Annotated in this window: 16 protein-coding genes; 5 read left to right on the top strand and 11 right to left on the bottom strand. The window is 37.7% G+C overall.

All coding sequences use genetic code 11. The features are described from left to right. The 3 genes from B2X33_RS01420 to B2X33_RS01410 form a co-directional block, all read left to right on the top strand. Nucleotides 1-357, top strand: a 357-nt coding sequence (locus B2X33_RS01420; protein WP_296667040.1) for a desulfoferrodoxin family protein, incomplete at its 5' end; no start/stop codon positions are given. A gap of 404 nt (nucleotides 358-761) precedes the next feature. After that, complete coding sequence (locus tag B2X33_RS01415) at nucleotides 762-1,568, top strand: helix-turn-helix transcriptional regulator (RefSeq protein ID WP_296667039.1); 807 nt, start codon at nucleotides 762-764, stop codon at nucleotides 1,566-1,568. Nucleotides 1,569-1,642: 74 nt separating this feature from the next. Then, nucleotides 1,643-3,169 (top strand): DUF5312 family protein, encoded by a 1,527-nt coding sequence (locus B2X33_RS01410; RefSeq protein WP_296024150.1) that lies wholly within the window; start codon nucleotides 1,643-1,645, stop codon nucleotides 3,167-3,169. A gap of 115 nt (nucleotides 3,170-3,284) precedes the next feature. Here B2X33_RS01410 and B2X33_RS01405 read toward each other — a convergent pair whose 3' ends face one another. The 3 genes from B2X33_RS01405 to B2X33_RS01395 form a co-directional block, all read right to left on the bottom strand. Further along, nucleotides 3,285-3,938 (bottom strand): methionine ABC transporter permease, encoded by a 654-nt coding sequence (locus B2X33_RS01405; RefSeq protein ID WP_296667036.1) that lies wholly within the window; start codon nucleotides 3,936-3,938, stop codon nucleotides 3,285-3,287. Next, entirely contained in the window at nucleotides 3,922-4,950 is a 1,029-nt protein-coding gene (locus tag B2X33_RS01400; protein WP_296667032.1) for a methionine ABC transporter ATP-binding protein, read from the bottom strand. The genes B2X33_RS01405 and B2X33_RS01400 overlap by 17 nt, the downstream gene beginning before the upstream one ends. Nucleotides 4,951-5,328: 378 nt before the next feature. Continuing rightward, entirely contained in the window at nucleotides 5,329-5,883 is a 555-nt protein-coding gene (locus B2X33_RS01395; RefSeq protein WP_296667029.1) for a hypothetical protein, read from the bottom strand. Nucleotides 5,884-6,130: 247 nt separating this feature from the next. Here B2X33_RS01395 and B2X33_RS01390 point away from each other — a divergent pair, with 247 nt between their 5' ends. Together B2X33_RS01390 and ispF are read left to right on the top strand one after the other, a co-directional pair. Further along, nucleotides 6,131-6,793: a CarD family transcriptional regulator gene (locus tag B2X33_RS01390; RefSeq protein WP_296667028.1), complete on the top strand. Its 663-nt coding sequence runs from the start codon at nucleotides 6,131-6,133 to the stop codon at nucleotides 6,791-6,793. Further along, complete coding sequence (gene ispF / locus B2X33_RS01385; RefSeq protein WP_296667025.1) at nucleotides 6,720-8,042, top strand: 2-C-methyl-D-erythritol 2,4-cyclodiphosphate synthase; 1,323 nt, start codon at nucleotides 6,720-6,722, stop codon at nucleotides 8,040-8,042. Before B2X33_RS01390 ends, ispF begins: the two co-directional genes overlap by 74 nt. 87 nt (nucleotides 8,043-8,129) lie before the next feature. On the opposite strand, the gene B2X33_RS01380 is transcribed toward ispF, so the two are convergent. The 8 genes from B2X33_RS01380 to B2X33_RS01345 form a co-directional block, all read right to left on the bottom strand. Further along, a complete protein-coding gene (locus B2X33_RS01380) occupies nucleotides 8,130-11,840 on the bottom strand; it encodes a SpiroCoCo family coiled-coil protein (protein ID WP_296667023.1) in 3,711 nt (1,236 codons plus the stop codon). A gap of 160 nt (nucleotides 11,841-12,000) precedes the next feature. After that, entirely contained in the window at nucleotides 12,001-12,672 is a 672-nt protein-coding gene (locus B2X33_RS01375) for an HAD family hydrolase (protein WP_296024202.1), read from the bottom strand. A 56-nt stretch (nucleotides 12,673-12,728) separates the two neighbouring features. After that, the gene (locus tag B2X33_RS01370; protein WP_296667019.1) at nucleotides 12,729-13,739 is read right to left on the bottom strand and encodes a hypothetical protein; all 1,011 of its coding nucleotides are present in this window, start codon (nucleotides 13,737-13,739) and stop codon (nucleotides 12,729-12,731) included. Beyond that, nucleotides 13,740-14,144, bottom strand: coding sequence for an ExbD/TolR family protein (locus tag B2X33_RS01365; RefSeq protein WP_078930560.1), 405 nt, complete (start codon nucleotides 14,142-14,144; stop codon nucleotides 13,740-13,742). Beyond that, a complete protein-coding gene (locus tag B2X33_RS01360; RefSeq protein ID WP_296667017.1) occupies nucleotides 14,144-14,755 on the bottom strand; it encodes a MotA/TolQ/ExbB proton channel family protein in 612 nt (203 codons plus the stop codon). Before B2X33_RS01360 ends, B2X33_RS01365 begins: the two co-directional genes overlap by 1 nt. Before the next feature lie 26 nt (nucleotides 14,756-14,781). Further along, nucleotides 14,782-16,458 carry a hypothetical protein gene (locus B2X33_RS01355; RefSeq protein WP_296667015.1) on the bottom strand — a complete coding sequence of 559 codons (1,677 nt, stop codon included), beginning with the start codon at nucleotides 16,456-16,458 and terminating at the stop codon, nucleotides 14,782-14,784. Nucleotides 16,459-16,527: 69 nt separating this feature from the next. Continuing rightward, nucleotides 16,528-19,473: a tetratricopeptide repeat protein gene (locus tag B2X33_RS01350; protein ID WP_296667012.1), complete on the bottom strand. Its 2,946-nt coding sequence runs from the start codon at nucleotides 19,471-19,473 to the stop codon at nucleotides 16,528-16,530. Between the two features lie 28 nt (nucleotides 19,474-19,501). Beyond that, entirely contained in the window at nucleotides 19,502-20,893 is a 1,392-nt protein-coding gene (locus tag B2X33_RS01345; RefSeq protein ID WP_296667008.1) for a DUF8515 domain-containing protein, read from the bottom strand. Nucleotides 20,894-21,185: the final 292 nt, after the last annotated feature.

Genomic DNA, 21,185 nt, shown 5'->3' with positions numbered 1-21,185 from the left:
GGCAAAATCATTTCAATCGTAAAAGATTCTGGGGTCGAAACAATATGTTGTGGACAGCCTATGAAACCGCTTATTCCAGGAACAACAGACGGTGCAAAAGAAAAACATCTTCCAGTCGTAACCACCGACAAACAGAAAATCACAGTAACCGTCGGAGAAACACTCCACCCTTCACTTCCAGAACATTACATCGAATGGATTGTTCTTCAGACAGACAAGGGAATTTATCAAAAAATGCTAAATTCTGGAGATAAGCCTGAAGCTGAGTTTGCAATCCTTCCAGACGAAAAAATCATCGCAGCTTACGAATATTGCAACTTGCACAAGCTATGGAAAACAGAATATACAGTCCTGTAATTTTGATTTTTATTTTAAACAAACTGTCCGAAAACAAAGCGTCAATTGCTTTTCCGGGCAGTTTTTTTTATGCAAGAAAAAGGCGCACATAAAAAAATAAGGTTTCCGCATATATACAGAAACCTTATGTGACTTAAGATTGAAAAACTCCACACACAAAAAAATCAATCTGCTGTCAATTGCAAAAAAAACTTCTCCTACAAAACTTTTTTACATTTTTCTCCGAACTTTGCTTGCTGTAAATCAAATTAAGTTATCTTACAATAAGAAGTATAACAAAGCGTTACAAAAAAATGAACTTTTAATCCCCATTCTTTGTGCGATTTATCCAAAGATACTCAAAAAATATCCAAAGATACCATTATATTGAATAAAAGAACGAAAAATTTGAGTTTTTTTTTCGTATGTTTTATAATAAAAATGTGCGGACTTATACAAAAAAAAAATTAAAACCTTATAAAATACTCGATATTCTCGGTATGATTTTTGCAGCCATTGGAACATTCAATAATTTTTATCAGGGAGTGGATCATCCTCCATTTACAGAATCTTTTTTTTATCCTTATACCAACATATTAGTTCCTGCAATCAATATTTTTACGCTTGCAGCTACAATCGTTTATCTTTTTATACCTAATCAAGTTTGGTTTTTGTTCTTTTTGTATTTGCTCGAAACAATAAACCTAATCTTTACAGGTTTTCCAGTTGTAGGAATTACACTTTACATCAACTTTTTTGCATTTTTTTGTGCTGGCGGATATGCAAAGTCCCACTTTAAGATAAAATTCGCAATTGCAGCGGTAATTCTTATAAGCATGATTTCTTTTGAATATAGAAATTCTCTTACAGATATAATTTATTACGTTGCATTTGCTTCTTTTGAAATGGGATGTTACTTTCTTTTGTATTTTATGCTGCAAGAACGGCTCAGTTTTCTTTTTAAAGATGTCGATGTTCCGGGTTTTGCTCCAGAAATCTCATTGCCGCAAAAAGGTTCCGTACTTAATTTAAAAGAAATGGGACTTTCAGAAAGACAGATTTCGTGCATACATTACACGCTCAGCACTAACTTCAATTTCAAAAAAATTGCAGAAGAACTTATTACAAGCGAATCAACAATAAAAAAAGAAATGCAGTACCTTTATAAACTTTTTGGTGTAAAAAACCGTGAGCTTCTGCGCCTTCTGCTCGTTCAATACACAATTGTCTAGACAATCTATGTCTAGTATATTTTATTTGCTTAAATCAACTTGACATATAACCTTGATTTATTCATATTTAAAGTATGACAAAGAATTCAGGACTGTCTTTTTTCCAAAAATTCATTTCTTCGATTTTTGGCGGCAACGATCCAGAAGCCGAAAAAAACAGACAATTAAAAATTATTGCAAAAAATCTTTCGCGGTCAGGCTATAAATTTTACAAAGCTGGTTCCGATCAGGTTCTTCCTCAGTTTGGAAAATTTTTCTATGACATTTACAAGATTATTTCTCCAGCCCAGTCGTTTTTTCAAAGCCAGCCAAATCCTAATTTTTACAAAAATATCGTAATTGATTTTTCTCTGACAGAATCCCAAAAAAAATTGTCAGAAAATTTTTCTGAAGAATCGATTTTGGCTTTTTCAAAAAATGTGCCTTTTGAAAAATTAAAGGTGAAACTTAAGCAGGATCTTGAAAATTTCTTGGGTGAATTTGATGCTGATAAAATAAATTCGATTGACTCGCTTTACACAAAGCTCGTTGGATTTAAATCGTTTTGTCTTTATGACTTTTATTTTCTGTTAAAAAAATTTGATTCAACGTTGAGAGAAGGCGAATTTAACAGGGCTCCAAAGCTTGAACCAATCGAAGGCGCATACATTGCCGAAGACCTTAAAAATTTTGCAGAAATTTTAAATTCATTGCCATTGGACGAAGAATGGAACGATTTAATGACAATGTTTAAAACTATGCGTGGCGTCGAACCTGTTAAGCCAAATCAGTGGAACAAAATCGTACAAAAGTTAAAGCAGCTGCGGGACACACGTGTTTTTGACATGATGATTGAACTTACGACAAAAACCCCTGCTTATGCAACGGATTCTGCGGTAAAACAAGAACACATCGTCGAATCTTTTATCGAATCAACAAAAACTCAGACTGCAGGCACTATAAAAAAACTTGAAAATGAACAGAAAAATTCAAAAATTGACAGTCTTTTAGTGCAAATCTTTAATACGGATTCAATTGTTATTTTAAAAAATTATACAGAAGCAGGAAGCGCTCCGCTTGAACGAAAAAATCTTGGAAGTTTTGAATATGCAAAACCTTTGAATTATTTAAAAGCCTTCCTTGTCGAATTTGTAAAGCGCGATGTGCGAGAATATGCAGACCTTGTCTTAATCCGCGGAAAATGGACTTTGCCGGAGCTTTCTACAGAAATGAGCAATAGTTACCACCAGATGTTTGAAGCAAGCGATGAAATTACACAGTTTGACGGAAAATTAAACGAAGAAGCCGAAATCGGAATAAAAATAAAGACACTTTTGCCAAGGGCAGACCGCGACAGAGAGGCGAATAACATTATCAAAACAACTTTGCGCGACATAAACTCTTTGGCAAGAGAGTATCTTGTAAACACGACAAAATCCATGATTAGCTTTGCGAAGATTTTAAAATCTGTAATCGAAGACCATCAAAAGCCGAAAGGTGAAATTGTGATGAACTGGAAAGAACTGGACCGTTTTGCAGAACATCCGATTAACCAGCTTGGTGTGGAAGTTTACAAAAAAATATATCTTTTTGTTCAGTTGATGCAAAATGAACTGCAATAAGCTGCTATGCGCCAGGAACACGGAAGGCGGCGAAGCCGGTGCAAAGGCACCAAGGGTTACCGAGCCTGTAGTACTCCGACCCGCGAAAGCGGGTGGCGCCCTTTTTTCTATTTTTCTATCTTTTTTTAAGAATTCTTTCTGAAAGTTTTGTTCCTGCAAACTGAATCAAAGCAACAAGCAAAATTATTACAACTACGGAAGCAAGCATTATGTCTGTTCTAAAACGCTGATAACCGTAACGAATTGCAAGGTCGCCAAGACCGCCACCGCCTAAAGTTCCTGCCATTGCTGAATATGAAATCAAATTGATTATTGTAAGTGTAATTCCGCTGACTACCGACGGCAAAACTTCCGGCACTAAAACTTTTCGGATAATCTGCCAGTTTGTTGAGCCCATTGCCCGTGCCGCGGTAATTACGCCAGGATCAATTTCGATAAGCGCGGTTTCGATTACACGGGCAACAAAAGGTGCGGCCGCAAGACTGAGAGGCATAATCGTTGCTGAAGTTCCAATTGCGGTTCCAAGAACAAAACGAGTAAACGGAAGAAGAACAATCATTAAAATTACAAAAGGGAAAGAGCGCAGAACGTCGATTATGCGGCTTAAAATCATATTAAAAAGATGTTTTGGCATAATCCCTGTCGAACTTGTTATAAAAAGCAGGATTCCGAGCGGAAAACCAATCATAACAGCAAAAAGTGTCGAAAAAAACACCATTTGCAGAGTCTGAAGAGTTGAAATTCCAACTAATTCAAATATTTGAGACATTTTTTGCTACCTCGATACCGTTTTTGTTAAGATATTCTATTGCACGGCTGATTTCTGATTCTTCGCCAATAAAATCGACCAGCATTTTTCCGACTTTTTTGCCTTGAACCGACTGAATTCCCCCGGCACGCACATTAAAGTCGATGTTAAATTTTTTTGCAAGCTGAGAAAGCGTCGTAGAATCGGTTTTGTCACCGATAAAATGAAGTTCGTACTGCCCGCCGTCTAGGCTCCAGCGGACAAATTCTTTTTTGTTTTCGTCCTGTTGAACAGAAATTCTTGAAAGAAAATCCTTTGTAACATCCGTTTTTGGCCTTATAAAAATTTCTTCTACGCTGCCTTGTTCAACAATCCGGCCTTCGTGCACGACTGCAACCTGAGAACAGGCATCTCGCACAACTTCCATCTGATGAGTAATCATAACAACCGTCAGGTTCATTTTTTTCTGAATTTCGCGGATTAAATTTAATATCTGATGAGTGGTCTGCGGATCGAGGGCGGAAGTTGCTTCATCGCAAAAAAGAATGCTTGGATTATTCGCAAGCGCGCGGGCAATCGCAATCCTCTGTTTTTGTCCGCCAGAAAGTTTACTTACAGGCGATTTTGCACGGTCCGAAAGCCCAACTAACTCCAAAAGTTCTGCGCTTCGTTTTTTTATTGCTGATTTTGGCGTTCCGCAGATTTCCAAAGGATAAGCAATGTTCTGTTCGGCTGTACGGCTCGAAAACAGATTGAAATTTTGAAAAATCATTCCAATTCTTCGGCGACGGGCAATCAGTTCTTTTTCCGAAAGATTATCTACTCTTTCGTCGTTGTACCAAACTTCTCCAGAATCAGGCTTTTCCAAAAGACTTATTAAACGTACCAATGTTGATTTTCCGGCGCCTGATTTTCCGATAATTCCAAATATCTGATTTGAAGGAATATGAAGATTCACCTTGTTTACAGCATGAACCGCAGGCGAATTCTCTCCTCTGTAAACTTTATCAAGATTTTTTAATTCAATAACCATAACTGTTCCTGAATAAAATAACAAAACTGATTTTTTTAGCGATGTTCAAGTATTTTACAGGTTTTGAAAAAAAATCACAATCACGAAGGAGTTAAAAATATGAGCAAGCGCTTATAAGTAGACTTTTAGTGCGAAAAGTTTTTCAACGAAAAAAAAATGTGTTATACGATAAATTTTCACCATCGCAAACACATTTTTTTTATATTCTATTTTACTTAAATATCGAGTTTTGGTAAGAATGGCAATTTAAATATCATTCCCGTGCTACGACACTGCGTTGTTTACGCAGTAAACTCGGCCAGAAATCTGTTGAAAATTTTCAATAAATTATCGGCCCAAGTCCAAAAAACACAAATTAAGGATATTTTTATAATACATTTACTTTTTTACAACAAAAGTATTGTCTTGTATAGAAAAATATTCTGCTTTATAGCTTGCCCAGTCTTTTTTCGTTTTATATGCATTAAGACCGTTTTTTAAACTTGGCATTAAGGAATCGATTCGCGCCGCATACATATTATCAGAAAAAATCTGATCCATTACATCAAAAGCCGCATCAATGCCATCTTTATTATTGTCCATTGAATAACATAAAGAAATAAATGCAGTTATTATAAGAGAACGAATATTCTCTCCATTATCTGTAAATTGTTTTCCCCATGTCGTTTTTAAGATTCCATCAATTTTCTCTGCTTTTACGATAAAATCATTTTCTGCTGAATAATCAAACGTAATTTTTCCAGATGAATAATCTTTCATAAATGTTTTTGCCCCATCAGCTTTTACCCATGTAAATACTCTCATTGGAACAACTAATGCAACGCCTGTCTGTGATTCAAATGCAGATGGTTCAGCCTGTGTTGAAACACAGCTTGTAAAACAACAAACAAATAATGCAAACAATGCAATCGAAAAATTTTTTACAGTTTTCATTTTTTTCTTTTCTCCTCGAAACTTCCAAGCACGGAGGTCCGCTTAATAGATATTCTTCGTCTTCGCCGCAATCCAATTAAATGTCACCAGATAATTCATTGCAGTTTAACATTTAGCTGTTATTGTACCCCCCCCCACTAAAAAAAAGCAACTATTTCCCATTCTTTCAATTTTGTAGTGCGAGGGGCTAAAAACTGATTTTTTTTGATGTTCCATTTTCTAAAATTTTGTGATATAATAATATACTATGAGTACACAATTTTCTCTTAATGAAAAAATAGTTTACCCTTCACAGGGTGTTGGTGAAGTCAAAGAAATTTTTGAAAGAAAAAACGGCGACTTGACCGTTCAGTATTACAGAATTTATCTTGAAGTTTCGGATATGATTGTAATGGTTCCAGTTGCAAATTCTGAAAAACTTGGACTTAGAAAAATCGTTTCTGCTGACGAAGCTCAAAAATCACTTGAACTTTTAGGTCAGCCGGTAGAATCTGTCACTTCTGATTGGAAACAGCGCTATCAGGACAACTTGAATCTCCTTAAAAAAGGAAGCATTGAAGATATTACAAATATTGTCCGCACTCTTTATCACCGCTCAAAGGTAAAAGAGTTGCCGATTCAGGAACGCAAACTTTACGATACTGCACGCAAACTTTTGGCAGACGAAATTGCAATTGCATTTGGAATTTCATCAAAAGAAGTTGAATCTATGCTCCATGCAAAGCTCGAACCGCTCAATGCTCTTCATGAAAAGAAAGCGATTCAGATTGACGACGACGATGACGATGATGAATTCGGAGATGAGCTCGGCGGCTCTTCAGGTTCTATGAGCGACGATGATAACTCTGACGATTCCGATGACTCTGACAATTCTGACTCAGACGACGATGGAGATGATGACGAAGATTAGCCGTTCAAACGAAGAACTGGCGCTAATTGTTGTTGCTGCCGGTTCTTCAAGCCGAATGGGCGGCATAAAAAAAGAATATCTTCCTCTAGAATCTGGAACCGTACTTTCTACCGCTGTAAAGGCTTTTTTAAGAGTTTTCCCATTTTCTGCTGTGGCTGTAACTTTTCCAAATCAAGAAAATACGGAACTTTTAAAACTCGCAGAAGAAAAATGCAAAAACGCTCTTTTTAAAGATAAAGAGCTTAATAGAATTGCAAGTAACACAGAATTTGTTTTTGTTCCAGGAGGAGAAAGCAGACAGGCTAGCGTTTTTAACGCCCTGCTGAAAATAAAAACGAATTTTCCAAATTCAAATCCAATTGTATTTATACACGACGGCGCACGGCCTTTTGTTTCAGAAAAAATAATCAATTCAACTTTTACCGCAGTTCAAAAATACGGCGCCTCTGCTCCAGGGATTCAACCTACAGACACTCAGAACGAAATTGATGAAAATGGCTTTATAAGACGGCATCTGGTGCGAAGTCAATTAACAGCTGTTCAAACTCCGCAGGTTTTTATGCTGAATGAACTTGTCGAAGCGCATAAAAAAGCAAAAAAAACAAAAAAAGAATACACAGACGACACTGAAATTTGGGATTTATTTGTTCCTGAGGGAAAGGTAAAAATCGTAGACGGCGACATTAAAAATAAAAAAATTACATATAAGGAAGACTTTTTTACAAAGTCAGAAATAGATACGAAAAAATCAAACGAAACAACAAAAGGAAACACAATGATTCGGACCGGTCTTGGATACGACAAACATGCGCTTATTGCCGGACGCGCTCTTATGCTTGGCGGAATAAAATTTGACAGCGCAATTGGTGAAGACGGCCATTCTGACGGCGATGTTCTTCTGCATGCAATTACGGACGCTCTTCTTGGGGCCTGTGGAATGGGCGACATTGGTTCTTTTTTTCCTCCAATCGATCAAAAATGGAAAGACGCAGATTCAAAAATGCTTTTAGGAACAGTTTGGAATAAAATTACGCTAGAAGGCTGGAAACTTGAAAATCTTGACTGTGTAATTGCCCTCGAAAAACCAAAATTTCTTCCGCGCAGACAGGAAGTTATCGACTCGATTGCAAAAATTCTCCATGTTGAAAAAAATCAAGTTTTTGTAAAAGCAAAAACAGGAGAAAAACTTGGAGATGTAGGACAAAGCCGTGCTGTAGAAGTCTGGGCTACCTGTCTTCTTTCAAAATAACCTGTATTTCACACCTGCTTTCGGGCAATAATAAAAAAGCGGGCACTTTTTGTGTCCGCTATAGTTTCATATTTTTAGTAGCATTTTTTAATTCATAAAACCGTTGCCTTCGACAAGAAGGTCGATTTCGCCTACGCTGCGCTTAAGCCGTTTGGCAATTTCTTCGTTTGACCAGCCCTTTCTGTGCAAAGAAATTACCGATTCTCTCAACGCCAGTGAAATTCCCTCTTCTTTTTCCATTGGATTTTCTTTTAAATCCTGTTTTGTAATTTCAAGAAGAAGGTTCATTTTTTTGTCAATTTCAGTTTCGAGTGTGTGAAGCCTTGTTTCTGTACGGGCAATTCCTTCACGTCCTGTCTGAACTTGTTTTACACGCTCCTCCGTTTCGGTCAAGATATTCTGCAAAGATGACAATTGCTCAACTGCGTCGCTGATTTTTGAACGGTTACTGACAAGACTGTCAATATTTTTCTGAACATCTTCAATCTGGCGAGGGAAACTATCTACATGGCGATTTGCATCGTTAAGACGAAGTTCTAGCGATTTTAGCTGATCGAAAGTTTTATCAACTTCTCCGGCAATTGCTTCGATTTGGCTGCCCTTTGTTTCAAGACGGTCGTAACGGTTGGAAATATCTCCGAGAGTCTCCTGAAATTTTCTGACATCAAGCTGAATCGAAGTGAGCTGATCACTTGTCGAGTTTAGTTCTTCGATTTTTTGATCCATTGTTGAACTCAATTCGACAAGTTTTGCAAAGTTCTTTTCAATTCCATCAATTCTAATTTTTTCGCTATTAAATTTCTGAAGTTTTGAATTGACATCATCGTTCATATTTTGAATTAAATTGAAACTTGCAGACAGTTCATTTACGGTCGTCTGAAAATTTTCTACACGGGTAATTTCGTTTTTGAGTTCGTCAAGTTCCGATTCAAGCTGAGCTTTTAATTGATCCGCTTTTTGATAAACCTGCATCTGTGTCGAGAAAGCTTTTACTTCGCGGTCAATTTCGCTCATTCGGGTTTGCAAATCAGCGGCGTCATTTTGCATTCTCATTACGAGCTCCGCCTGATGAGTGTCGTTGGCCTCGTTTGCTTCCTGAATTTTAGTACGAAGTTCCCTCAAAACCTTTTCAGAATCTGCGCTCTGCTCTTTTACACGGCGCTGAGTTTCGTTGAGCATATCCTCGTAAGATTTGTTCATCTGCGCAACAATAGATTCGGAACGCTCTTTATATGAAGAAATTGAATCTTCAACATCTTTTTTCAGATTTTCAATCGTCTGGCTAAGTTCAAGCTGTTCGTTTTTTGTTTCCGTCCTGAAATTTTCAATATTTTGATTCAAATCGTCCTTAAAAGCAGAAATTTTTTGTTCAGAACTTTCCTTTACGCCGTTCAGCTGGTCGCTAAACATAGTTTTTGCCTGATCAAACTGATTTTTTAACTGACCGCGCCAAACATTGAATTCACCAAGCATAGCATCAATTCCATTCTGGTTTGTGTCTGCATGGGCTTTTACAGTCTCTGCAAGTTCCATAAGTCTTGATTGAATATCTTTTTCGGCTTTTTCAAGCTGACCGTCCATCCGCTGAGCATATGCGTCAAGCGAATTTTTTACAAAATTGCCTTGGCCTTCTGTCGCTTCGTGCAGTTTTGTCCGGCTCTCGTCCGCGTAAGCTTTTACAGACTGTTCGATTTCGTCAATTCTGGCACGCAAAGACTGAGCAGAATTTTCGATTCCTGTCTGCACATTCTGCAGCTGGCTCTGATTTTTTGCGGAAATTTCTGAAAGTTGATTTTTTAATTCTTCGTTATGCCGATTTTCAATTTCGCGTCTTGAACTTTCATATTCGGAACTGAGAACAGCAAGCTTGGAATCCATGCTATTTTTCCAAGAATTTAAATCTTCTGTAATCGAATCCCCGCGTTTTTTTAAGTCGTCGCCAAATTTCATCTCAAAATCAGCAAGTGTCGCACTGACATTGTCGCTTGCGGTCGCTTTTATTGAATCGAGATCTTTTTCAAGATTTTCAATTTGGACGGTAATTTCTTCATTATTGCGTTTGATTGCAGATTCAAACTGAGACTGCTGGTCTTTCTGAGCTTTTGAAAACTGGTTAAAATCAGAGACAACTGAATTTTGAGTGCGTTCAAGCGCGGTTCTGAGATTGTTTTCCAAAGTATCAATGTCGCTTGCCGTCGTCTGCAGTTTGTTAAAGCGGTATTCCATGTTGTTGCGGTATTCTTCAAGCTGCTTGTCAACATTTGCCAGAAGTTCCGTCTGCTTTGCGTCGTACGCCGAAGAAATGCGTGTCATTGTATCACTGAGCATTTTGTTAATTCCAGCAATTTTTTCGTCTGCCTGAGACTGAAAGCCTTTGAGCTTTTCATTTGCCTCTTCAGCCGCATTTTTAATCGTCTGAGCAGTTGCGGCCGCTCCTGTCTGACTGTCAGACATTGATTTTTGAATCTGTTCAACCGTAGCATTCAATTCCTGATTCAAGGCAGAAACGCGGGAATTTACATTTTTTTCGATTGCGTTGATTTTTTCTTCGACGGTCGCTTCGTAAGTATTAAGGTGCTTTTCTGCAATTTCCTGAAAACGGACAAAAGCCGCCTGTTCTTTTTCGTCCGCATCGGTAACCGATTTCTCGTACAAATTTCCATATCGTGAACGAATTTCTGAAGTCTGTTTTTCAAAAATTTCACGGAGGTTTTCAAGATTTTTTTCGTTGCTTTCTGATTCAGACTTGATTTCTTCAACCGTCTGGCTCGTATTTTGAGCAAAAGTCTTTATCTGCTTATCAAAAGAAGAAACCTGCTGCTGGAACAAATTCTCGAGGGCTGCAATTTTTGACTCAAGCGATTTTGAAAGATTTTCGGTTTTTACGCTCAGATTTGAAGAAAACTCTCCCGTTTTTTTTCTAAATTCGCCTTCAAGAATTGAAGTTTTTTCGTTTATTGAATTTGCAAAAGCAGAATTTTTCTGCTCAAGGGATTTTTGAATTTCCGCAATCTTTAAATTCTGCTGTTTTAAAAGCTCTTCTGTGCGTTCATTTACGTTTTTTATAAACGACTCTGCCCTAAACTTTGCCTGTTCTGTAAGTTTTTTGAATGCCGCGTCTTCGAGATTCTGCGCTTTTTGAGCCGCATTGTCGTAAGCAGATTTTATTCCTTTTTCAATTTTATCAAGAATCTGCTCTGAATGAGCCGACGCAGCCTGAACATTTTTTTCAATTTGAGAAGCCTTGTCGTTGAATTTTGTAAGCATGTCAGCGCCAAGAACCTTGAGACTGTCATTATTCTTTGTTCTGAATTCTGTAATAATCTGCGGAATTTTTTTCTCTAAATCCTCAACGGATTTTTTTCCGGACTCGATTTTTGCATTGAGTTTTTCAACAATCACGCTTTCTTTTTTTACAGCCTGAAGATTTTCTTCAACACGGTCAGTCATTTCCATTAGTTCGTGAATGGCTTTTCCGTAGGCATCGACTTTTTTTGCAATGTTCGTAACTGCATCAAACTGGCCGTCAAAATTCTGGCTTATATTCTGAAAATCCGCAATCTGTTTTTCAATTCGTTTTACGGCAGCGGCCGCAGAAGTATGATGAGCATCCCATTCTGCCGAAAGTCCATTCAACTTTGAAGTTTGTTCCTTAAAATATTCATTAAGCTGATTGATACGAGAATCCGCATAATGTTTTACTTTGTTCATTGAATTGTTTTCTCTGTCCAACGAATGTAAAACAAAGACAACAGCAACAGCAACAGCCGTAGAAATAAGAATTGCAAGAAGAGTCATTTTCCCCACCCAAAAAAAACAGACTTTTTTTAATCTTAAAAGTTTAATGCTCAAAACCGCACAAAATTACGGTCAAAGCTGAATAATTTATTTTTATGGAAAAGATTTTTAGGATTTTCTAAAAACAGCCATCAGCAAATTTTTAGAGAATTCTATAGAATTATTTTATCACAATTTCTGTCAATTGACGATAGTTTGAAAAATTTATATCGGCAGATTTTAAAGGACAGTGAAAAATTTTCCGCCAAAACGGCATTATGTACGCGCTCAACATTCCAGCGTTTTTTGAACCGCATACATCATATTTTATAGAATTTCCAACGTAAAGAATCTGTTCTGGCTTTAAGCCAAGTTCATTTGCAAGAATTCCGAATGGAAAAACTGAAGGTTTTAAAGCTCCAAGATGTTCTGTTCCCAAAATTACATCGCAGTAAGAAGAAAGTCCCCATAAATCGCCCTTCTGCTCCGGAGGAAAATCCGACAAAATAGCAATTTTGAAACCGGCCTCTTTTATTTTTTTGAAAGATTCTTCAACATATTTAAAAGTTTTTATTTTCTTAAAATATGGAATAAGTCCGTCGTAGACAATTTCTTGAATTTTTTTCTTTGATTCGGCAACTGGAAGGCCGGTCAATTCTGAAAAAAGACGTGCCTGATATTCATAAAAATCAGGCAATGGCGCTGTATGGTGCAAAATTTTCCGGACTTTATTGTATTTTACGTAAAAAGCAAAATTTTTCAAAAAATATGGAATTATCCGCACATAAAACTGAGGAGAAGAATAAAGAGTTCCGTCAATATCAAATGCTACAGCAGAAATTCCATCTAACATTCTTCGATTATAAACAAAAGCAAAGTATTGAACAATCCGAAAAAATTATCTTTTTTCTATCTTTTTTCGATTTTATACGGAAAACTTGCAGCTGCCGAAGAAGAATCCTGATTGAAGCGCCATGAAGAAATTTGTGCCGAAATCTCATTTTGAACGAGAGATGTTATTATCGCTCCTGGAGTGATTTTTATGCTGTTTAAATCGACATGTCCGTTTGCAAGAACAGTAAATCTTACCGTAAGATTTTTTGTCGTATCAATTGTCGCCGATGCAGATTCCGAAAGCGCAATTACCGGCTTTGCAGGTTCCAGCAAAGTTCTAGAACTCCCGTCGTTCATAAGAAGAGCGATTCTTCCGTTTGGAGCGCCCGCACTTTTTACGGTAGAACTTGCAGTAACGCCGTTACCGAAATTTGCGCTGTAAACCGCAGAAGAAATTTTTTCCAGCGCAGATGAAGTTGAATCTGAGACAGAACCTATGTTTTCGGTTTTGCTTCCGGCAACTACGGCAGAATCCTTGTCGACAGCCTTTCCAGCAGTTCCTTCAAAAATATCAGCCTTAGAGCTGTTTGCTGCAACTGGCGCAGTTGAATTTTCAGAAACGTTTTCCACCGCCTCATCATCAAACTGGCTCCAGTCAAATTCTTTTTTTGCCGGCGTTTTTTTTGTCCGTTGCTCCGCCATAAGTTCGTCTACGCTTTTTTGCAAAGTCTGAACGGCTGGTTTTTCGGAAACAGAAGATTTTTTTGATGCAGTATTCTGTTTCTGAACAGATTTTTTTTCAGAAACAGGTTTTGACATTTTTTGAGCAGATGCTTTTTGTTCGGCCTGAGTTTTTGGCGACGGTTGTTTTTTTATTTCCTGATTTTGAGGTCTTGGAGGGGCTGCTTCCTGTTTTTTTTCTGTAATTTTTGGGGTTGAATTTTCAGAAAGTGTAATTTTTACAGTTTTATAAACCTGCTTTTGAGGCAACAGCGCAAAAAGAGAAAATAAAATGCAAATAAAAATCCAAATGCCGGCAGTTCCTGTCAAAGCATATAAATTTCGTTTTTTTTGCAGTTTTGTCATTTAGTCAGTCGTCCTTAAATTCACCGAAACAAATCCATTTTTGCGTAAAACATCAAAAATTTTTACAATTGTTCCATTCGTCACTTTTTCGTCGGCTTCAAGCGTTACAGGATATTCTTCGCGCTTTTTTCCTTCGGTGTCAAAATTTTTAAGTTTTTTGTCCATGGATTGAATTGTAATTTTTTCGTCATTAAAAAACAGTTTTCCTGTGGCAGTGGCTGTAATTGTAATTCCAGCAATTGACTGAGCTTGCGAAGTTTCGCTTTCAGGAAGATTTACATTGATTGCAGGCAAAACGGCAAATGTCGTGGAAACCAGAAAAAACAGGATTAACTGAAAAACAACATCTATCATCGGTGTTAAATCCGCGCCAGCAGAAACACCTCTTCTTCTTCGTATTTTCATTAAAGCAAATGTCCTGTCAATTTTAAGACTACTTCCGTTACAGAAGATTCAAGAATTACGGTTTCTTTGTTTACAAGACGCGTAAAATAATTTGAAAAAATCATTGAAGGAATTGCAACAAAAAGACCAGCCGCTGTCGTCACAAGAGCTTCGGCGATTGCCCCTGCCAAAACAGCAGGATTTCCCATGCTTGCTCCAGCGCCAAGGACACCAAAAGCCTTGATGTTTCCGGTTACAGTTCCAAAAAGACCGAGCAAAGTGGAAATATTTGCAATTGTTCCAAGAAGCGTAAGACAATGCTCATACTGCGGAATTACAACCTCCATTTCGGTTTCAACGATTTCTTTTAAATACTTGTCTTCAAGGTTCCGGACAGAAATCGCCTTTTGCACAACCTGAGAAAATGGAGTTTCGCAGGCAACGCACAGCGCCGTAGCAGCTTCGTAATCTTTTTTGAGCAAAACCGTATTCAATTGAAGTTTTAAAAGTGAATCGTTTTTGCGCAAATTCTTAAAGTAAAGCAAACGTTCAATAATAATGTAAGTTGCAGCAATTCCACAAAGAATAATAGGAATCATCAAAATTCCACCGGATTTTATTAAACTAAACATTTTTAATTTCCCCCATTTTATTTCTGTTAAAACTGAAATTTTACAAGTGCAGTTATATGTCCGCAATTCTGTTTGTATTGGCTGTGAGCAAAAGCCCTCGTCTTTACGGTAACCAATTTTATAATATCTGTTGCTTCGAGAGCAAGGCGAATTGAATTTGAGGCTCTGACAGAACCAGAAAAATCAAGAACCGGAACTTTTTCAGCATCGTCTCCGAGGTTTTGAGTAATAGAAGCCTTTAAATTCCACAAATTGTCCGGCTCAAAAATAACACAAGCCGTCAAACTCTGTTCGTCCTCATAGGACGGAACATCGAGCCAGTAAGATTTCCATGAGCCGGAAAATTTTAATTTTTCAAAATCTGCTGAAAGTTCGGCAACCGATTTTAATTCAGTCCTATTTTCCTGCTTTATAACGTAAAAACCTGCTGACGACGGAGAAGTCTTGTAATCTGGAGTCCAAACTCCGTTATCAAAAGCAGTTTTTCTGAATTCTCCGCTCAAATTTACGCTGAAAAAATCCTGGACAGGAACAGAAGCCGAAATTTGTCCATACCAGTCGCTCTGCTCGGAAGAAAGACAGAAAAGCGCTGCAAATAGATACTTTTGCTCAAGATTTCCGGCAGATTCCAAAACAGAATCAAGTCCGCCTTCAATTTTCAGGCAAAGCGGTCTGAAAGAAAGTCCGTATGGAATTTCAGCTTTTCCGCCGAGCAAAAACGGAAACAGGACATTTTGCTTTCCAATGGAATTTCCTGCAATCATACCGGCAGAAGCATAAACTTTTACATTTTCGTCAGTCCAGTCAAAATTCAGCCTGAATTCGCCCTTGTGAACGGCTTCAGCGCTTGAAGCCTCAGGCGCCTTTTCGAGAGAACCTGTTTCTTTTACGTTGAGCTGAGTTTCATATTTTGCGAGAAAATTTACATCAAACATTGAATTTTTCCAGCCCGCCAAAAAATGAGGAACAAATGAAAAATATTTTGAACTTTTTTCCCATCCGCTATCAAAAACTGAATCAGAGTCAGATTTTGTTCCATAACGATTAAAATAAGAGCCGTTTCCGCCAAGCTGAATGTACCAGCCATTTTTTAAAGACCATTTTGCCGACATTTTTCCGCCAATGTCGTTCCAAAGATAATCCGTAAAAACCGAAGATTTAGACTGCAAACCTTCATTTTGATTTTTGTACCAGCCAAAAAAAATGAATTCCGACTTTTCGTTCAAGAATTTTTTTTCTGCTTCAATTCCAGTTTTTCTAAAAAAATAACCGTCGGCAGCTTTTTTATCCGCAAAATCTTCTGCGTTTTTGTGAAAAAACGAAACCTTAAAAGGTGAATTTCCGCTCATTCGGTAAATATCAAAATCGCCGGCAAAACTGAACGGAAAACCGCCGCCAATGCTGCCTTGGGCATAGACATTTTTTTCGTCAGAAGAATTTTGAACGTACTGCTGCGAAACCTGCTCTTTTTTCTGTACACTTTCCATTTCCGGCAATTCAAGGCTGCCGGTATTTTTATCTGGAAGAATTTTTTTATAATCTGGAACGCTGTCTTTTCCAGCCGTCAGCGCTCCTCCGGAAATTACAGTTGTCACGTCTGGAAGTTCAATTTCGTTTTCTGAAGGCTGAACTTCTTCCGCTGTCTGCGCAAAAGCAAATGTTCCACAAAAACACGCTGTCAAAATAAAAAATATCTTTTTCATTTTTTTTTCAAAAAACCTCTCATCAGTTAAATTCGGTTATTTTTTTTAGCAAGGATTTTACTTGCCTAATCAGTTTTCTTTAAGATTTACAATTCGCTGAACATCGGCAGCATACTGGCTTTTTGGATACAGATTTATAAGAACTTTTGCCGTAGAAAGGGCATCTGCCTTTTTTCCAGCCGCATCAAACGCTTCTGCCGCGCCGTAAAGCGAACGCTCGGCAATTTCGCTGTTTCCGCATTTCCGTCCAAATTCCGCCGCAGACAAAAACATATCTGCCGCTTCGTCATTTTTATTCTGTGATCTCAAAATATCTGCCAGAAGAACAGCATTTTTTCCGGCAAGTTCAATTTCATCATCGTTGTTTTTTTGAATTTCAAAAAGCTCCCGTGCAAGGCTTTCCGCCTTTTTTTGCTGCGGCTTTTCAAAATAAATTTTTGCAAGCTCAGTGCCGATTTTTCGTCCATTTTTTGTTTTGCTTCCGCCGGCACTTTCAAATTCCTGTTCTTTTTCGAAAATTTCCTTGTCCGCGCCAGAGCTCAAAGCCTGCAATTCCCGTTTTAAGCTGGAAATTCCGTCTTTTTCCGCCTGGTTTCCATATTCAAGAAGCATTTTGTCTGCAATTTTTAAGGCTTGTGAATATTTTTTCTGCGAACGATAAATGTCAATCAGTTTTTTTTCAGAATCATATTTATAGGAAGAATTTTCCGGCTTTTCGACAATTTCCATAAAATAAAGCGATGATTTTTCTATTCTGCCAATTTTAAAAAGGCTGTCCGCTTCAAAATAAAGCGCCGCAGGATAAAATTTCCCAGACTGATATTTTTTTAGGTAAATTTCAAAGAGCTGGGCTGATTTTTCATAATTTTCGTTTACATAAAAAAGTTCGCCGCGACGGAAAACTGACTCTTCTGCAAGAAAACCGGCATTTTTCTCTTCTGAAAGCTCGGAATAAGTCTTATCTGCCTGAACAAAATCTTTATTTTGAACAAAAAATTGGGCCATCAAGTAACGGCATTCAAAGCCAAAACTGTTTTTTTCGGAAGAATAAGATTTTAAAAGTTTTATAGCTTCATCATATTTTTTTGAGTCTGAATAAATTCCAGCAAGCAAGAGCACGGATTCATTTTTTTGCTCCTGATTTTTAGAAGAAGAAAGCGCGTTTCTGGCATTTTTTTCCGCTTCCGGATAATTTTGAATTTGAGCGGCGCATTTTGCCGCTGTTGCCAAAGCCTGGAAATTCAGGGCATTTTCCCCGCTGTTTTTTACAAAACTTTCCAAATTTTCAAGGGCATTTTTGTATTTTCCGAGCTGGTACTGACAGTACCCAAGATAAAATTTTGCCAGATTTGAATATTTTGAATCAAATTTTTTATCAGAAATCGATTCTTCAAAATATTTTTCCGCTTCCTGCCAATTTTTCTGGTTAAAAAGCGCAAGAGCCTTCATGTAATCCGACTCGCTTCCATGCGCATTTTCTGCCTCTTCAACAGTAGAAATCAAGTGTCCGGCATTTAAAAGCGTGCGGATATAATCAAGCCTTCCGTCGTTATCAAGAAAACCTTTTTTTGAGAGCGCATAAAAAATTGAATCTGCATCGGACGACCTTCCCATTTTTGCAAAAATTTTAGCTTTTAGAAATAGAAATTCATCATCAGAATAGTTTTCGGAATTTAAAAAATCCAATGCCCCCTCATAATTTTTGAGGGAATATTGTGAAAGAGCCGCCCAATAAACCAGAGTTTTTTTTGCCGCGGAAGAATTTTCGCTCAAAATCTGGGATTGAGCGTTTTTTAAGGAATTTTCCCAATCTTCAGAAAGCCCAAAATACCGGGTTTTTGCCGCAATCGCATCCGAATAATAAAACTTTTCTTTTTCAAAACCGCATTCATTCCAGCCGGAATTTATTATTTCCAAAGAATTTTTTGCAGCCGTTTTTAGATCTTCTTTTGAAGTCAAAAAACTTATTTCGGCAGAATAAAGCAAAGCAAGCTGTTTTAACTGAGCTGAATTATTTTTTTCGGCATTTTTAAAATAAGAAAGCGATTTTTCATATTTTTTTGAATAGAACGCATCGATTGCAAGCCGTGTCCAAAATTCACTGACGAGCTCAGGTTTTTCTTTTTTTAAAAGTTCCGCCTTTTCAATAACTTCGGCAGGATCTTTTTTTATTTGATTTTGATGGGCACTAGAAAGAAGATACGCTTTTTGCATTGCAAGGGCGGCAAGACTTGAAGGTCCTTCTGTCAAAACTTTCACGTAACAGTCATAGCAGGCAGAAAATTTTCCAAGATTTTCAAGCGCCTGGCCATAAGCAAGAAGAATTCTGTATTTTGCTTCTTGCGAAAAAACAAATTTTTCAATTTGTCCAAGTTTTTCAAGCTGAACAAAATATTCTTCGCACTTTTTAAAATTTCCAGCGAGAACACAGTTTTCAAAAAAATTTACGCACGCTTCTTCGTATTCTCCAGCCGAAAATTTCTTTCCGTTTTGAACCGCATATTCAAAACAGTCTGCCGCTGCCTCAAAATTTTTTAAGCGGACAAGAGTTTTTCCAGAATACAAAATTGCCTGAGAATAAACAGAAGTTTTTTCCAGCCCCGCATTTTTTAAGATTTCCGCGCTTTTATAAAAATACGGCAAAGCGGCTTCGTTTTTGTTCAACTCAAAAAGACCGCGCCCAGTCCAAAAACAACGGGCCGAATTAAGCTCAGGACTGTTTTTTGCAGATTTTTCGGCGTCAGAAAGAATTTCAAGAGAATCTTTTATTCTTCCCATTTTAAAAAGACTTTCGCCTTTTAAAACCATAGCTTTTGCTTCGTAAACCGATTTTGACTCTGAATTCAAAATCTGGTCTGCATAAAGCACAACTCCCGGATAAAATCCGCTGTCATAAGCATCTTGCATTTGAAAAGCCAGCGAAGATTCGCTTTGAGCAAAAGAAACTGCTCCTGCAAAAACGCAAAACAACGCTCCCAAAACTATTTTTTTTTCAATTTTTTTCAATTTTTTCATAAAATCACTTATTTCAAAAAAATATTTTTTATTGCAAATAAAAATTATTTTCAGTCAAAACCCTGGAAAGATGGACAAAGCTTCCCTTATATTTATTGGCAAACTGTCTTAAAGTAAGTTCCTTTCCATTTTCAAAAATTACACAGTTAAACCGTCCGTTTTTGTCATAAAACGGAAAAATAACCGCGCAACGGTCGAATGCAAAAATTTCAGAATCAGACAGATTTTTATCATGCAAAGGACGTTTTATTGCCGCAAGATAGCAGTAAGTCGGTTCAGTCGAAGCAAGCGCAAAAAGAAGAGGTCTTAGCTTTTCAATCTGATAACCTGAATTTTTAAGATAGCCGGCAGTCTGAGTAATTCCGCGGTCTGTAACTTCGGACGCAAAAGGCTCAAGAGTCACGTCAACGCCAGAATTTTTCCATAGATAATTTCTCTGAGATTTTACAGAAAGAACCGCAGCCGCAAGATTTCTGCACCAATCAAGCGAAAAAGAAAGATTGTAATTTTGAGATATTATGCTTTTTTTGCCGGTCTTATTTTCTTCGGAAGTCGGAATAACAAGAGGATTTCGATAAAGAAAACTTCCGGTTACAGGCTCAACAAGACCATCGCAAATCCATTTTAAAAATCCGGCATCGTCCACAACAACAGGATTTTCGATTTTTCCAGAAGTTTTTTCGATTTCTTCAAAATCAATTTTCCGCTCTTTGCCAGACGAAATAAAAATCGGCTTTCCATTTTCGTCGTAACAACTGTCCGGACAATAAACAACTCTTTCAAGATTTTTGCGAATTGCCGCAATCATCTTCAATTTTGACTCAAACTGTCCCTGCTGGCGGTCTGCATATTTCCACGGAAGAATATTTTCGGTCAAAGAAAAAATCTGCTCAAAAGAAAGCGTATAAAGCTTTTCAAACGGAATTCCTAAAGGAACAGAGCGGGCGGCGTAAAGTCCGGAAATTACAAAATCTGACAGAGTTTTTGCTCCAGACGGCGCAAACTGCACAAATTCATCGCTGTCTTGTGAAAAGTAAATTCTCAAAAAAAGAGGCTTTGAGGTTTTTGAATCCTTTACAAGAACCCAGCCTCCGCACGAATCCCCGGCAAAATTGTCAACAGTCCGTTTTTCTACGCCTTTTTCCGTAAAAATCTCAGTTTCGAGCAAAGATTTTGGAGCAACAACAACTGCAAAAGTCGAGTCAGTTTCTTCCATTCTAATCTGGAATTCCTGGCCGATAGCGTTTTTTTCAATTTCTGATTTTTTCTCACGAAGCTGGCCCAAACCGCAAAAAAACCAGGACTCGGCCTTTGCGCGCCGAATTTCAGCAGAATCGGGAATATTGAGCCTGTTAAAATCTGCAAAAGCACAAAGCCCCGCAAAAAAAACAAATATGCAGCCAAAAATTTTTCTATTCATTATAAAAAAATAACACGAAAAGCAAAAAAGTTACATAGACAAAATATAACGATAATGGGTGCGTGCCGTAAAAACGGCACCGGGCTTTGCAGGGTTCCGCGCCTTACGCGCTCCATTGCCGCGCAACGCGCTCCGCGCGCCCTTCCAATCCCTCGCACAGTAATTTAAGTGTCATTCCTGTGCCGCGGCATTGCGATGTTTACGCAGTAAACTCAGCCAGGAATCTGCTGGAAATTTTCGATAGATTATCGGGTCAAGCCCGATAATGACAGTAAAATTTAAAGCTCGAAAT

It is taken from the genome of Treponema sp. UBA785 (assembly GCF_002297065.1).
Lineage (GTDB): Bacteria > Spirochaetota > Spirochaetia > Treponematales > Treponemataceae > Treponema_D.
Note: the sequence above shows the minus strand (reverse complement) of the source record. Positions and strands in the feature narration are given on the sequence as shown.